This window comes from Nitrospirota bacterium (assembly GCA_040755395.1).
Taxonomy (GTDB): Bacteria; Nitrospirota; Nitrospiria; order Nitrospirales; family Nitrospiraceae; genus DATLZU01.
Map to the genome: position 1 here is coordinate 393,302 of JBFMAX010000002.1, position 14,123 is coordinate 407,424.

A 14,123-nucleotide genomic window follows, 5' to 3' on the forward strand; every position below is an offset into this window, starting at 1 on the left:
GGCCGACAGCTTTTCAGATCAGTCCACGCTTCTGCAGGTAGTCCTTGTCGATCACCGGGGCGGGCTTGGCAGGAAGATGGCCTCGCTCTTGAAGCAGCCGCTCGACGTACTTCCCGATCAGGTCTGATTCCAGATTCACGTGTTCTCCTTCCTGTTTGATGCCGAGCGTGGTGACCTTGGCCGTGTGCGGGATGACGGACACGGTCAACGACCGGTCGGTGACGTCGTTGATCGTCAGGCTGATGCCGTCCACCGTGATCGAGCCCTTCGGCACGCAATACCGCAGCACCTCTTTCGGCGCCTCGATGACCAAGACGACGGCATTCCCGTCCTGGCGCCTGGTCCTGATCAGGCCGATCCCGTCCACGTGTCCCGAGACGAGGTGGCCGCCGATCCGTTCGTTCAGCTTCATCGCCCGTTCGAGGTTCACCGGCGAGCCGGCCGCCAGGCTGCCCAGCGTGGTGACCGAGAGCGTTTCCGGAGACACGTCCACGGAAAATTCCCGCTCGGCCTTCGACGTCACGGTCAGGCAGGCGCCGTTCACGCTGATGCTTGCGCCGATCGACAGATCGGCCAGGACGGTCGACGCCAAAATGTTCAAACGCGTGCCGGTGATCCCTTTGACCAGGTTGGTCACCACGCCCATTTCCTCGACAATACCGGTGAACATACGGCGGTCCTATTTTTTCAACATGACTTCGCGGAAGACCCAGACGAAGACCACGATCAACACGACCACGCCCAGCGCGGCCAGGACGCCGACGACGATGTCTTCGATGCCGTACTCCGGCCTCACGTCCGATCCTCCTGACTGGCGGCGGTATTATAACAACTCTTGTCCCTGTGTAGAAAATAGACGCGAGGCTAGCGGCCCGCGGCGAGAGGTCGGAGTCGCTTCCCCCTCACCTCTCACCCAGCCAAGATTTTCATCCTGCGGAGTGGCCCGAAGGGCCATGAAGACCACCTTGAAAACAAGTAGGCAACGTATCGCGGACAGCGTCACTCCCCACCCTGCCCTGTCCAATGGCGACGCGAGAAACGCGGGACAAGCGCGACCGGCGCGCAATGGAAGCAGGTAGATTACCCGCCCCGCTTGTCTCGCGTCGCGCATGACCGGGTTGTCTTGTCACGCATCACGTTTCATTGCAACGGGTCCCCCGGCGGCGGGTATCCGGTTGGTCGGCGACAGGTCACGCATGGTCTTCTCTTATTTCCTTATCGTGACCCAGAACACCGCCGCTGCGGCGAGCTGCAGGCCGGCGATGATCGTGAACGCGCCCTGGTAGCTCAGATTGGCGATCAGAAATCCGGCTAGCAATGGGCCGCTGGCGTGACCGACGTCCATGATCGTCCCCTGCATGCCCATGCCTGCGCCCAGGGTTTTCAGTTCGGAGCTGTCCGCCACCAGTGCCGATGAGGATGACGAGACGACGGCTTCGCCGAAGCCGAACCAGGCCGACAACATCAGCAGAATCGGCCAGTTGACGATGTGAGGAATCAGCGCGAACGTCGTCGCGCAGATGAGGAGGCCGAGGAGAATCAGCGGTTGCCGGCCGACCCGGTCCGACACCCGTCCCATGATCGGTTTGGACAAGAACGAGGTGATCCCTTGCACGCCGAACAGCATCCCCACCTCCCCCGGGTTCAATCCGACCGCCACGCCGTAGATCGGGAGAAACGCCATCAAGGCTCCGTTGGCGACCATCTTGGCCGCGTCCGTCAAGCTCGTCACCAGCACCCGCGTATTACGGGCGACGACCGAGAAGCCTGTCCACATCTCGGCCAGCACGGGCCGGCGGCCCTTGTCGCGCGAGCTCGGCGGAGGCGGATTCAGCCTGAGGCTGTAAAAGACGAGCAGGCCGATGCAGCCGAAGACACCGGCGGTCACGAAGGTCGCGGAGAAGCCGGTCGCATAGACCAGCCAACCACCGATCATCGGCCCCAGCAACGCGCCGGCTTGCGTGCAGGCGGTATAGGTACCCAACGCGGCGCCGCGCCGCTCTCGGAACAAATCCGCCACAGTGGCCAGCGCGCTGGGCGCGAAAAGCGCCGTCGCCAGCCCGTGCACGAACCGCAAGCCGGTCAGTGCGTTCAGGTCGGACACAAACGGATAGACGAACGGCGGCAAGCCGAAGGCCAGGACGCCGACCCGCAGCAGCAGCCGCCGGCCATAAATGTCGGAGAGGGCGCCGGACGGCAGCTTGAGGAAAACGCCGGTCAAGGTCGAGACGGAGACGATGAGGCCGATGCGTTCGGGACCGGCTCCGAGCGATTCGGCGAACAGCGCGAGAACCGGCATCCGCACGAGGTTGTAGCTCATGAAGCACAAGAGACCGGTCCCGCAGAGCAGAATGAAGCTGCGCGAACTCGTCATCGAATGCAATCGGCCGGTTGAACGGAGGACGGGGACTTACGCATGGTCTCGGCGGCAATTCTGAAGGACGCTCATTGCCTTCGGCCGACAAGGACGTCGCACACCGTCGCTGTTCCGGCCGACAGGACAGTCGGACCGTTCTGCTGATCGGGAGGTGTCACGGCGCGCGCTCGACGGCGACGGTCACCTGCGTTGAAAACAGTTGCCCGGGATCTTGCCGAAGGCGTGCTTGTCGCAGCAGGGTCTCCACGTTGGGCGAGACCGGGCCCTCGTAAGACGTCCGGCCGTTCGTGACCACCGTGACCGGCCGGGAGAGATCCACCAACCGCTCGTTCAGAAATAAGGTGTATTGCCGCACCCGCTCGCTGCGGACCTCGATGCGGTTGGGTCCGACGATCTCCGCCTCCAGCCTGGCGTAGAGACGCTGTCGGATCGCGTCGTCGCGGTCATCAAGCAGGTTCTCGCTGAACGCCGCGATGCGATCAGTGGCGTCGATCCGCACCCAGCCGAACGGCAGCAAATGCGACGCGTCGCGCACAACGGTCACCCGTGTGGGCAGCGGAATGCGCCGTTGCGTGCCGAACCAGGCCACAAGATCGGGGAGCTCCTCCCGCGGGAAGTAGTGGCCGCCGGCTACGGGATGCGTCCGGTCATGCTCCCGATAGACGAAGGTATAGCCGAGTCTGGCCAGCTCCTTGGTGATCGACCGGCTGAGATCCACGGGCATGACCTGGTCCTTCAATCCGTGAATGACGTATACCGGCGTCCAACGAAGATTGCTCAGGAACGGGAACAGGACGTCGTCCAGACCTCCCGCCATCGGCGCCAGACCCGCGAACCGTGCGGCGTGGTGGGCGCCGATGATCCAGGCGCCGATCCCGCCGTTGGACATGCCGGTGAGAAAGATCCGGTCGGGGTCGATGCGGTAACGGGACTGGACGGCAGCGATGGTCGCCAGGACGAGGTCCTCCGCGGTCCTCGTCCACCAGGCCCCTCGCGGGATGGTCGGACAAGCCAGGATGTAGTCGTCGCCCAGACGGACGCGCCAACGCTCCAGGTATTGATCGCCCGTGAAGCCGGCGCCGTGGAGACATACGACGAGCGCGTAGTCCTTCGTCGGTTCGTACGAGGGAGGAACGTACAAGCCGAATCGATAGGTCTCGCCCCGGACGCCAAGGGGTTCGTTCGGCTGCATCCCGACTGGAGCCCGGGTATACGGACGCCCGGCTTGCAGCACCTGTCGGACGGTCGGCACCGTGGCGCCGGGGTGTCGGAGGATCGAGCCCAGCAACCGGTCGGCCTGGTCGGCATCGCCGACGGTCATGTAGTCCTGAACCAGGGAAGCGAGATCGGGCGGCGGCGTGAAGGAACCGTCGGCGGCGTGGACGAACGATCCGAACGCCGACAGGAGGCTCATGGCGGCAAATCCGGCAAGGTCGACCCATGAACGGCGAAGAAACATCGCAGGTTCTCACATGTTTCGAACGTCGCCCTGAACCAGCATATCATCCCCGATCTTCCGGATGCTAAGTCGTTCCAGGGCCACGGCCTCTCCCAGACGCGCCGGCGAAAGCCCGCCGATCAGGCCGATCGCGTTTCGGCCTCCCAGCAGGCGGGGAGCCACGTACAGCATCACACGATCGACCAGACCAGCCCGCAGCGCCGAGGCGTTCAACTCGCTGCCGCCTTCCAACAACAGGCTCGTGATCTGTCGTTTCGCAAGAGCGGACAGCAGCGCCGGCAAAGGAACTCGTCCGCCGCGGCCGGGGAAGGTCAGGACGTCGATGCCCCGCGCCTCAAGTTGTTTCCGCTTCGCGCGCGACGCCCGCCTCGTCGTCGCGACAAGCGTGGCACCGCCCCGGACCGAGGTCACGCGCGCGTGTAAGGGAAGGCGGAGTCGGCTGTCCACGACGACCCGTAACGGCTGACGAGCGGCCAAGCGATCCGAGCGCCCGTTGATTCGAGCGGTCAACTCCGGATCGTCGCGCAAGATCGTCCCGATTCCGACCATGATCGCATCGACCAGACTTCTCAGCCGGTGCACGTGGCGGCGCGCCGCGTCCCCCGTGATCCATTTCGCCTCGCCGGAGGCGGTGGCGATCTTGCCGTCGAGCGTCATGCCGGCCTTCAGGATGACGAACGGGCGGCCTGTGTCGATCCAATGACGATAGACCTCGTTCAACGTTTCGGCCTGCTCGCGACAGCAGCCGACGTCTACCCGGATCCCGGCTTGTCGGAGCCGGCGGATGCCTCTTCCCTTCACGAGCGGATTGGGATCGGTCATCGCGACCACAACACGCCGGACCTGGGAGGCGATGACCAGCGGAACGCAGGGCGGAGTGCGCTTGTCGGTGTGGCTGCAGGGTTCCAGCGTGACGTAGAGGGTGCCTTCGCGCGCGCGCCGGCCGGCTTGCCGGAGGGCGAGAACTTCGGCGTGCGGGCCGCCGGCTTTCCGGTGATACGCTTGACCGACGATGCGTCCCTTGGAGACCACCACCGCCCCGACCATCGGATTGGGACTGGTCCGTCCCCGCCCTCTCGAAGCCAACCGAAGGGCCAGGGTCATGTAGCGGAGATCGAGCGCCTGCCGTTTCACCGCTTGGCGCGGGCCGTTCCTGAACGGCGGTGCGACCGCGATGCCGTTCGGGCCGCCCGTTTCGCCGGCGTCGTCGCCGTCTTTGGGGCGGTGACTTCGTTGAGGGCGGCGTGCGCGGCGGCCAGGCGCGCGATCGGGACTCGGTAAGGGGAGCAACTCACGTAATCGAGGCCGATCTGATGGCAAAACTCCACCGAGCTGGGATCGCCGCCGTGCTCGCCGCAGATGCCCAGCTTGATGTCGGAGCGGGTTTTCCGCCCGGCGGTGATCGCGAGTTTCATCAGCGCCCCGACGCCCTCCCGGTCCAGCACGGCGAAGGGATCGACGTCGAGGATGTTCGCGGTCTTGTAAAAGTCTACGAACTTGGCGGCGTCGTCGCGGGAAAAACCGAAAGTGGTCTGGGTCAGGTCGTTGGTGCCGAAGGAGAAAAACTCCGCTTCCTCCGCGATCCGGTCGGCGGTCACGGCCGCGCGGGGCAGCTCGATCATCGTGCCGACCAGATAGGAGAGCTTCGTGTTATACCGCTTCATCGTCTCCTGCGCGACCTCGCGGATCAGATCCTTTTGTGCTTTCATTTCGGAGACCATGCCGACCAGCGGGATCATGATTTCGGGGACGATTTTCTTGCCCTCGCGGGCCACTTCGCACGCCGCCTCCATGATCGCCCGGACCTGCATGCGCGTGATCTCCGGCATGGTGATGCCCAGCCGGCACCCGCGCAAGCCCAACATCGGATTGAACTCATGCAGCTCTTCGACGCGGGCGAGCAAGCGCCGCTTCTCGTCGATCACACCGGGATCTCCGCCCGTGAGCTCCAGTCGGGCGATCTCCACCATCAGTTCCTCCCGGTGCGGAAGGAATTCATGCAAGGGAGGATCGAGGAGCCGGATCGTGACCGGATACCCCTTCATCTCCCGATACAGGCCGATGAAGTCCTGCTTCTGCAACGGCAGCAGTTGCTCCAGGTAGCGTTCCCGTTCTTCACGCGACCGGGCCAGGATCATCCGTTGCATGATCGGCACCCGATCCTCGGCGAAAAACATATGCTCGGTGCGGCAGAGACCGATGCCTTCGGCGCCGAACCCGCGGGCGATCTGCGCCTGCTCCGGCACGTCGGCGTTGGCTCTCACGCGGAGGCGCCGCACCTCGTCCGCCCACTTCAGCACGGTGGCGAAACATTGGTACTTCTCGGACTTGGCCGGATCGAGTTTGCCTTGCAGGACCTGAATAATCTCGGATTCCACGACGGGGATGTCGCCGTCATAGACGTTGCCGGTGGAGCCGTTGATCGAGATGTAGTCGCCCTCCCGGAAGACCTTGGCGCCGATCCGAACCGTCTGACCGTCCTCGACCTCCACCGCGTCGCAGCCGGCCACGCAAACCTTGCCCATCTGCCGGGCGACGACGGCGGCGTGACTCGTCATGCCTCCCCGCGCCGTCAGGAATCCCAACGCCGCGTTCATGCCATGGATGTCGTCCGGGCTGGTCTCCTGTCGGACGAGGATCACCCGATCGCCGCCGGCCTTCATGTCAACCGCGCGGTCAGGGGTCAGCGCGATCTTGCCCGCGGCCGCGCCGGGGCCGGCAGGAAGACCCTTCCCCAACGCGGTGCATTTCGACTCTTCCTTGGGGTCGAAGATCGGATAGAGGTATTGGGCCAATTGATCGGGCGCGACGCGGAGGACGGCTTCCTTCTTGGAGATCAGGCCTTCCTTGACCATGTCCGCGGCGATCCGCACCGCGGCGATGCCGGTCCGTTTTCCGACCCGGGTCTGGAGCATGTACAGCTTGCCCTCCTGGATGGTGAATTCCAGGTCAAGCATGTCGCGGTAATGGCGCTCGAGCTTCTTGTAGGTGGCTTCGAGCTCTTTGTAAGCGTTCGGCAGGAGCCTGGCGAGTTCGCTGACCGGCAACGGCGTCCGGATGCCGGCGACGACGTCCTCCCCTTGCGCGTTCATCAGGCATTCGCCGAAGAACGTTCTCTCGCCGGTCGCCGGATCGCGGGTGAACGCGACGCCGGTGCCGCTCGTCTCCCCCATATTGCCGAACACCATGGCGACGACGTTGACCGCGGTGCCCCATGTGTCCGGAATGTTGTACAGCCGGCGGTACGTCACCGCGCGGGCGCCGTACCACGAGGAAAAGACCGCGTCGATCGCCATCTTCAATTGTTCGAAGGGATCATCGGGAAAGTCCCGCTTCGTGTGCTCCCTGATCAAGGCCTTGAAGCTGGCGACCAGTTCTTTCAGCGCCTTGGCGTCGAGATGGGTATCCTGCGTGACGCCGAGTTCGGCTTTCTTATGCTTGAGGATCACTTCGAAGTGTTCCCGTCCGACGCCCATGACGATGCTGCCGAACATGGCGACGAACCGGCGGTAGCTGTCCTGGGCGAAGCGGTCGTTACGGGTCCTGGCGGCCAGGCCCTCGACCGTCCGTTCCGTCAGACCCACGTTGAGCACGGTGTCCATCATGCCCGGCATCGACGCGCGCGCGCCGGAACGCACGGAGACGAGCAGCGGATCGGCGGGATCGCCGAACTTCGCGCCCATGGAGCGCTCGACTTTTTTCAGGGCCGCGAGGGCTTCGTCCCACATGCCCGGCGGATAGGTCTTGCCGCGCTTGTAATATTCGACGCAGGCCTCGGTGGTGATCGTGAAGCCGGGCGGAACCGAGATGCCGAGGTTGGTCATTTCGGCCAGGCCGGCGCCCTTTCCGCCGAGCAATTCCTTCATGTCGCCGGCGCCTTCCGCCTTGCCGTCTCCGAAATAATAGACATATTTCTTCTTGCCCACGCTGCCGTCTCCTTCTCCTGAAGCCCTTACCGGGTGAGGGATGATTCCTCGGGATCGGCCGAGTCCAGCCGCAGTTTATAACGGGACACCAGATACCGTTTCAACAGGAGACCGCAGGCCACGATCCCGACGACGAACAGGACGAACATGAACAGTCGATAATCCACGCGGGTCCCGTAGTCGAAATACAGCCGTCCGTCCGCTCCCTGTTTGACCTGCGTCTCCTTCTGAAACTGGTGCGTCTGACCGGAAGGGTCGGACAGATTGATCCATTCGGAACAGAGTTGAACCAGTTCGTCGGAGCCGATCACTTTCCGCCACGTCTGGCGCAGGCACACGTCCTGTTTGGGGTTGAACACGTCCGGGATGCGGATCAGGCGGTCGAGATTTACGCCGCTCACCCAGATGCCGAGCAGAAAGACCGCGTTGCACAGCACCATCATTGCGATGGTGACCCCGAGCGAGAATCGGCGCAATCGTCTGGCTCGGCGCTCCTCGGGGCTTTCGTGAAAGGGGCCGGACGTGATGAACGGATTGCCCATCGACACGCGCTCCCATCAGTGGCTCTGCACCATGATGAGGGAGAAGTCGGCGACGCTCGCGAAGAGACGGTCCACCTCCAGGAGCAACGACAGTCGATTGCCGCGAACGGCCGGGTCTTCCGCGTTGACCATGACGCCCGTGAAGAACTCGTCGATGGCCGGCTTCATTCGAACCAGAACGTCCAACGCCTCGGCGTATCGGCCGTCTTTCAGGAGCGACGGAAGGCGATGGGCCGCATCCCCGACGACCCCGTGCAGTTGCGATTCGGCGGGGTGCTGAAACAGCGTCGGATCGACCGGCTTGCGGTCCCATCGTTCTTTTTCGACGAGGCGGTGTGCCCGCTTAAAGCCGATCATCAGGGGATCGAACTCCGGCCGGTCCGTGATGGCCTGCAAGGCCCGCATCTTGGCGAGCAAATCGAGCAGATCGAAGGATCCCGTCTCCGCCGGTTTTAAGGCCGCGTCAATCACGTCGTCCCGGAGCCCGTGGACCGTCCGGCCGTAATGCCGCAGACGCTCGAAGATGAACTCGATAATGCATTGCCGGACGTCGTGTTCGGAGCCGCCGGGAGTGAAACCGTCGGCCGCGACGATGGCCGTCGCCTGCGCGATCGCTTCCGTGAGGTTCAGGCGCAGATTGCCTTCGAGGAGGAGACGCACGATGGCGGCGGCGTGCCGCCTGAGCGCGAACGGATCCTCCGATCCGGTCGGGACGATTCCGACCCAGAAGAAGGCGGCGATGGTATCGAGTCGATCCGTCAGGGACAGGATTTTGCCGACCTGCGTCTCCGGCAGTTCTCCTTCCATCGAGCGGGGCAGGTACTGCTCGCGGATGGCCCGGCTCACTTCCTCGGCTTCTCCATCGTGCCTCGCATATTCCCCTCCCATGACGCCCTGCAAGGTCGGAAACTCGCCGACGATGCCGGTCAACAGATCGGCCTTGCTCAGTTCCGCCGCGCGTCGGCACTCCTTGACCAGCCCGCTGTGTCCCAGCAATTCGGCCAGCTTCGCGGCAAGCCGGATCATTCGCGCGGTCTTCTGATACAGCGTGCCGATCTTCTGGTGAAAGGTGACGGTCTTCAGCTTGTCCACCCGGTCGGCCAACCTGACCTTCCGGTCCTCCTCGAAGAAGAACTTGGCGTCGGCCAGTCGAGCCGCCAGCACCCGCTCGTTGCCCTCGCGAATCAGATCCATGTTCGGCAACTTCACGTTGGTGACGGCCAGGAACTTCGGGAGGAGCGCGCCCTTCTGATCCACCAGGGAAAAATAGCCTTGATGCTCCTTCATGGCGGTCATCAGAATCTCTTTAGGCAGCGAGAGATACTGTGGTGTGAACCCGCCCAGGATCGTGTTGGGACACTCCACCGTGTAGACAGCCTGTTCCAGCAGTTCCTCGTCGCGATGCAACCGCCCTTTGGCGGCCTTCGCCAGTTCCGCCAATTGCTGCATAATCATCCGGCGGCGGCGATCCTGATCGACGATCACGCCGTGGCGCTCGGCGTCTTTCAAGTATTGGGAAAAGCCGGTGACGCGAAACCCTTGAGAAGGACGGCGGTTTCCTTTCGTCGCCACGCGATGGCCGAAGCTGCGATCGCCCGCCCTAATGCCGCCGACTTCGATAGGCAGGACACGGCCTCCATAGAGGGCGGCGAGCCACCGGATCGGGCGCGCGAACCTGATTCCCGTGGCGTTCCAGCGCATCGACTTCGGAAACGAGAGCCCGCTGATCAGATGTGGCAGATGCTCGGACAGAACGTGATGGACCGGCAGGCCCTGTTCCTGCTTCACTGCGAAGACGTAGTCGCCTTTGGGAGTCTGCCGGATCTCCAGATCTTGGACCGAGACCCCTTGCGAGGCGGCGAAGCCCAGAGCGGCCTTCGTTGGCTGACCGGCGTGATCGAAGGCCACGGCCTTGGACGGCCCCATGGTTTCCTTGACCGCCGCGGATTGCCGAGCGGCCAGCGAGTCGACGACCAGGACCAGCCGCCTCGGCGTTCCGAGGATGCGGATGGCTCCGCACGCGAGGCGTTGTTCCTTGAGCAGGCGCTCGGTCGAATCTTTGAGGGCTTGAAGCGCCGGAGGAATGAACTGGTACGGCAATTCTTCGGTCCCGATTTCAAGGAGCAGCTCGGCCGCAGTCCCTGCGGGAGGGATCTGTTTGCCGGACGAGCGTCCCGCTCCCGGTCGCTTGTTGGCAGATTTCTTCATCGGCGTACAGGGGACAGGTTCGCGCCGGTCTTGCTCCGTCGCGCGGCCGGGGCGTTTCCGTCTGCGCCCGAACGCGTCAGCAGCGGATGGCCCATGGCTTCCCGTTCGGCGATATACCGTTCGGCGCATTGCCGGGCGAGCCCGCGGACCCGCGCGATGTAGCCCGTCCGTTCCGCTACGCTGATCGCGCCCCGCGCATCGAGCAGGTTGAACAGGTGCGAGGTTTTGATGCAGTAGTCGTAGGCCGGGAGCGTCAGGTTGCACGCCAAGAGCTTCCGGCATTCCGCTTCGAACGCTTGAAAGGTGGACATCAGCATGCCCACGTCCGCCTGTTCAAAGTTATACCGGGAAAACTGGACTTCGGTTTCGTGGTGAATGTCGCCGTAGGAGACCGACTCCGTCCAGGCCAGATCGTAGACACTGTCGACCTGCTGCAGATACATCGCGATGCGTTCGGTCCCGTACGTGATTTCGACGGTGATCGGATTCAGTTCGATGCCGCCGATCTCCTGGAAATACGTGAACTGCGTGATCTCCATGCCGTCAAGTCGCACCTCCCACCCCAATCCCCAGGCGCCCAGCGTCGGAGATTCCCAGTCATCCTGCACAAACCGGATGTCGTGCTTGGCCGGATTGATGCCGAGGCGGGTCAGGCTTTCGAGATAGAGCGCCTGGATGTCGTCGGGAGAGGGTTTCAGCACCACTTGATATTGGTAGTAGTGCTGCATCCGGTTGGGATTGTCTCCGTAGCGTCCGTCGGTCGGACGGCGACAAGGTTGAGCGTATGCCGACCGCCAGGGTTCCGGCCCCAACGCGCGGAGAAACGTCGCGGGGTGAAACGTGCCGGCTCCCATTTCGAGATCATACGGCTGATGGATCACACAACCCTGATCGGCCCAATAGCGGTGAAGGGAGAGAATCAGGTCCTGGAAGGTCACAAACGGTCCATTCTTCGGGGACTGCCGGCGGCGGTGAACGATCGCTCAGGCGAATTGCCAAGCTAACAAGAAATGTAGGGAGAGTCAAGCCGGACAAGGTGCGTGGAACATACGTAAGGACGCGGTGGAGCGGACGGCGGGACGGCCGTTCGACGGTGCGGTTGCTCGACGAGATTCATCGCCGGTCGAACAGGAGAAGTTCATTGTATTGAAACTTGATGAACTCACTTCACTTCGGTACACTCCGCGCTTATGAGGTTCTCCAAGAAAAGCGAATACGGCTTTCGAGCCCTCCTGGAACTGGCCGCCCATCACAACCGTTCCGTCCTGCTGCGCCAGGAGATCGCCAAACGTCAAAACATCCCCCTGGAATTTCTCGAACAGATTCTTCTGGCTCTCAAACGGGCGGGACTCCTGGCGAGCCGCCGCGGCGTCAACGGCGGGTACACGCTGATTAAATCCCCCGAGGAAATCACGCTGGGTCAGGTGATTCGGATTTTAGACGGACCGTTGGCGCCGCTCGGCTGCGTCAGCAAGACCGCCTACCAGAAGTGTCGCGACTGCCCCTATGCCGAAAAAACACGTTGCCCGATTCAGGACGTCATGCTGGAAGTGCGGAACGCCATCGCCGACATTTTGGACAACTACACGCTGAGCGAATTCGCCGGGGGCAAGAGGCCCCAGGGGCCGCGGGACGGATATGAAGCGAAGTCCTAGCGCGAATATGAATCGGACGGCCGGTCGCATGCTGGCCGGTCTGTTGGGGATACTGCTCCTTCCGGCTGCCTCGATCTCGGCCGAAGACACGCGCGAACTCATTCTGGCCGCGTACAGCGTGCCGAAGGAAGCCTATGAACGGAAGATCATCCCCGCCTTCCAGCGGTATTGGAAACAGCGGACCGGTCAAACGGTCCGTGTGCGCGGCTCCTACGGGGCTTCGGGCGCGCAGGCGCGCGCGATCATCGGAGGGTTCGAGGCGGACGTGGCGGCGCTGTCCCTCGAAGGCGACCTCGATCAAATCGTCAAGGCCGGCGCGATCTCCCATGACTGGCGCAAAGGACCGCACGGCGGCATCATCACGACGTCGGTGGTCGCGTTCGGGACGAGAAAAGGGAATCCCAAAGAGATCAAGACCTGGGAAGATCTGGCTCGGCCCGGCGTCGAGGTGCTGTACCCCAATCCCAAAACATCGGGCGGCGCCATGTGGGATATCATCGCGATCTACGGAGCCGGGCTCAAGCTGGGAGCGCAGCGGACCGGCGCGGGTCGGCCGTCGGACAGAGCCGAGGCCGAAGCCTATGCGTCCGGACTGCTGAAGCGGATTCAGCGGAACGTGAAGGTGATGGACAAGAGCGGGCGCGAATCCGTGACGACGTTCGAGCGCGGCGTGGGCGATGTGATCGTGACATACGAGAACGAGCTCCTGCCCCGGGTCAGGAGCGGGCGCCCGTACGAGATCATCGTTCCCTCCGAGACGTTGCTGATCGAGAATCCGGTCGCGCTCGTCGATCGCCATGTCGATCGCCATAAGGTGCGCGACATGGCGGAAGCGTTCGTCGTGTTTTTGCACGGCGACGAAGCCCAAGCCGCGTTTGCGGAACTCGGCTTTCGACCCGTGAATCGGTCGGCGACGATTCCCGCAAGCGCAGCCTTGCCTCGTCCCGTCGATCTGTTTACCGTCGCCGATCTCGGAGGCTGGGACAAGATCAGCGCGCACCTCTTCGGTCCGCAAGGACTCTGGACCAAGGCCGTGGAAGAGTTGGCCAGAGGCGGATGAGCGCATGACGTCACGCACGGTGATCCAGCTTGCGCTTCGCTCCGCCGCCGTCGGCTACGTGGTCTGTCTGATTCTGCTGCCGCTGTCGGCTCTCGGTCGTGAGGCGTTGGTCGCAGGGCCCGGCAGGTTCGTCGAGGACGTGACGCAGCCGCAGGCGTTCGCGGCCCTGGCGCTGACCCTGGAGGCGGCGGTCGTCACCACGGCGATCCACGCGGTGTTCGGAACGGTCTCGGCGGTCGCGCTCGTCCGTTATGAGTTCCCCGGCAAGTGGTTTCTGAACGCCTTGGTCGATCTGCCGTTTGCCGTTCCGACCTTGGTCGCAGGCCTGATGATCGCGGCGATCTACGGCCCGACCGGCATTCTCGGCGCCTGGCTCCAGGACCGAGGGTTGGCCATTCTGTATGAGAAGCCGGGCATCGTCCTCGCCATGCTGTTCGTCACCATGCCGTTCACGATCCGCGCCCTGCAGCCCGTGCTCATGGAGCTGGAGCGGGAGCAGGAAGAAGCGGCGTTCACCCTGGGGGCGAGTTCCTGGACGACCTTCCGGAAGGTGACGGTGCCGTCGGTGTTGCCGGGCCTGCTGACCGGCGTCTTTCTGACGTTCGTGCGGGCCCTGGGCGAGTTCGGGGCGATCGTCATCGTGGCGGGCAATATTCCGATGAAGACCCAGGTCGCATCGGTCTATGTCTACGGCGAGATCGAAAGCTATAACCCGCAGGGAGCGACGTCGGTCTCCATCGTCATTCTGCTGATTTCCTTCCTGGCCCTCGTCTTGTTGGAGCGGTTGACCCGGCCGCCGGGTGAACGGATGCCCGCGTTCTTTCAGGGTAGGTTGAGGCTCAGGTCGAGGGTCAGGGAACTTCCGACATGATCATCCGGCCGGTTGGAATTGTAAC

The 14,123-nt window shown here is 63.4% G+C and carries 11 protein-coding genes; 3 read left to right on the forward strand and 8 right to left on the reverse strand.

All coding sequences use genetic code 11. The features are described from left to right. Positions 1 to 13: 13 nt before the first annotated feature. The 8 genes from AB1555_05865 to AB1555_05900 all read right to left on the reverse strand — a co-directional run bounded on the left by AB1555_05865 (position 14) and on the right by AB1555_05900 (position 11,450). Positions 14 to 670: a riboflavin synthase gene (locus tag AB1555_05865; GenBank protein ID MEW6246223.1), complete on the reverse strand. Its 657-nt coding sequence runs from the start codon at positions 668 to 670 to the stop codon at positions 14 to 16. Between the two features lie 537 nt (positions 671 to 1,207). Next, entirely contained in the window at positions 1,208 to 2,374 is a 1,167-nt protein-coding gene (locus tag AB1555_05870; GenBank protein MEW6246224.1) for an MFS transporter, read from the reverse strand. A gap of 157 nt (positions 2,375 to 2,531) precedes the next feature. Continuing rightward, positions 2,532 to 3,791, reverse strand: coding sequence for a prolyl oligopeptidase family serine peptidase (locus AB1555_05875; protein MEW6246225.1), 1,260 nt, complete (start codon positions 3,789 to 3,791; stop codon positions 2,532 to 2,534). Positions 3,792 to 3,845: 54 nt separating this feature from the next. Next, a complete protein-coding gene (ribD, locus tag AB1555_05880; GenBank protein MEW6246226.1) occupies positions 3,846 to 4,970 on the reverse strand; it encodes a bifunctional diaminohydroxyphosphoribosylaminopyrimidine deaminase/5-amino-6-(5-phosphoribosylamino)uracil reductase RibD in 1,125 nt (374 codons plus the stop codon). After that, complete coding sequence (gene ppdK / locus AB1555_05885; protein ID MEW6246227.1) at positions 4,967 to 7,762, reverse strand: pyruvate, phosphate dikinase; 2,796 nt, start codon at positions 7,760 to 7,762, stop codon at positions 4,967 to 4,969. Before ppdK ends, ribD begins: the two co-directional genes overlap by 4 nt. Positions 7,763 to 7,788: 26 nt before the next feature. Beyond that, entirely contained in the window at positions 7,789 to 8,304 is a 516-nt protein-coding gene (locus AB1555_05890; protein ID MEW6246228.1) for a hypothetical protein, read from the reverse strand. 15 nt (positions 8,305 to 8,319) lie between these two features. Continuing rightward, positions 8,320 to 10,512 (reverse strand): glycine--tRNA ligase subunit beta, encoded by a 2,193-nt coding sequence (gene glyS, locus AB1555_05895; GenBank protein MEW6246229.1) that lies wholly within the window; start codon positions 10,510 to 10,512, stop codon positions 8,320 to 8,322. Continuing rightward, complete coding sequence (locus AB1555_05900; protein ID MEW6246230.1) at positions 10,509 to 11,450, reverse strand: glycine--tRNA ligase subunit alpha; 942 nt, start codon at positions 11,448 to 11,450, stop codon at positions 10,509 to 10,511. The genes glyS and AB1555_05900 overlap by 4 nt, the downstream gene beginning before the upstream one ends. A 252-nt stretch (positions 11,451 to 11,702) precedes the next feature. On the opposite strand from AB1555_05900, the gene AB1555_05905 reads away from it, so the two are divergent. The 3 genes from AB1555_05905 to cysT are packed head-to-tail and all read left to right on the forward strand — an operon-like array spanning position 11,703 to position 14,098. Beyond that, the gene (locus AB1555_05905) at positions 11,703 to 12,167 is read left to right on the forward strand and encodes an Rrf2 family transcriptional regulator (GenBank protein ID MEW6246231.1); all 465 of its coding nucleotides are present in this window, start codon (positions 11,703 to 11,705) and stop codon (positions 12,165 to 12,167) included. Then, entirely contained in the window at positions 12,151 to 13,227 is a 1,077-nt protein-coding gene (locus AB1555_05910; protein ID MEW6246232.1) for a sulfate ABC transporter substrate-binding protein, read from the forward strand. The genes AB1555_05905 and AB1555_05910 overlap by 17 nt, the downstream gene beginning before the upstream one ends. A gap of 4 nt (positions 13,228 to 13,231) precedes the next feature. Beyond that, a complete protein-coding gene (gene cysT / locus AB1555_05915) occupies positions 13,232 to 14,098 on the forward strand; it encodes a sulfate ABC transporter permease subunit CysT (protein ID MEW6246233.1) in 867 nt (288 codons plus the stop codon). Positions 14,099 to 14,123 lie beyond the last annotated feature (25 nt).

What these genes read in the sequence shown, in the direction of transcription:
- AB1555_05865 (MEW6246223.1), bottom strand. Translation starts at nt 670, where the DNA reads ATGTTCACCGGTATTGTCGAGGAAATGGGCGTGGTGACCAACCTGGTC.
- AB1555_05870 (MEW6246224.1), bottom strand. Translation starts at nt 2,374, where the DNA reads ATGACGAGTTCGCGCAGCTTCATTCTGCTCTGCGGGACCGGTCTCTTG.
- AB1555_05875 (MEW6246225.1), bottom strand. Translation starts at nt 3,791, where the DNA reads ATGAGCCTCCTGTCGGCGTTCGGATCGTTCGTCCACGCCGCCGACGGT.
- AB1555_05890 (MEW6246228.1), bottom strand. Translation starts at nt 8,304, where the DNA reads ATGGGCAATCCGTTCATCACGTCCGGCCCCTTTCACGAAAGCCCCGAG.
- glyS (MEW6246229.1), bottom strand. Translation starts at nt 10,512, where the DNA reads ATGAAGAAATCTGCCAACAAGCGACCGGGAGCGGGACGCTCGTCCGGC.
- AB1555_05905 (MEW6246231.1), top strand. Translation starts at nt 11,703, where the DNA reads ATGAGGTTCTCCAAGAAAAGCGAATACGGCTTTCGAGCCCTCCTGGAA.
- AB1555_05910 (MEW6246232.1), top strand. Translation starts at nt 12,151, where the DNA reads ATGAAGCGAAGTCCTAGCGCGAATATGAATCGGACGGCCGGTCGCATG.
- cysT (MEW6246233.1), top strand. Translation starts at nt 13,232, where the DNA reads ATGACGTCACGCACGGTGATCCAGCTTGCGCTTCGCTCCGCCGCCGTC.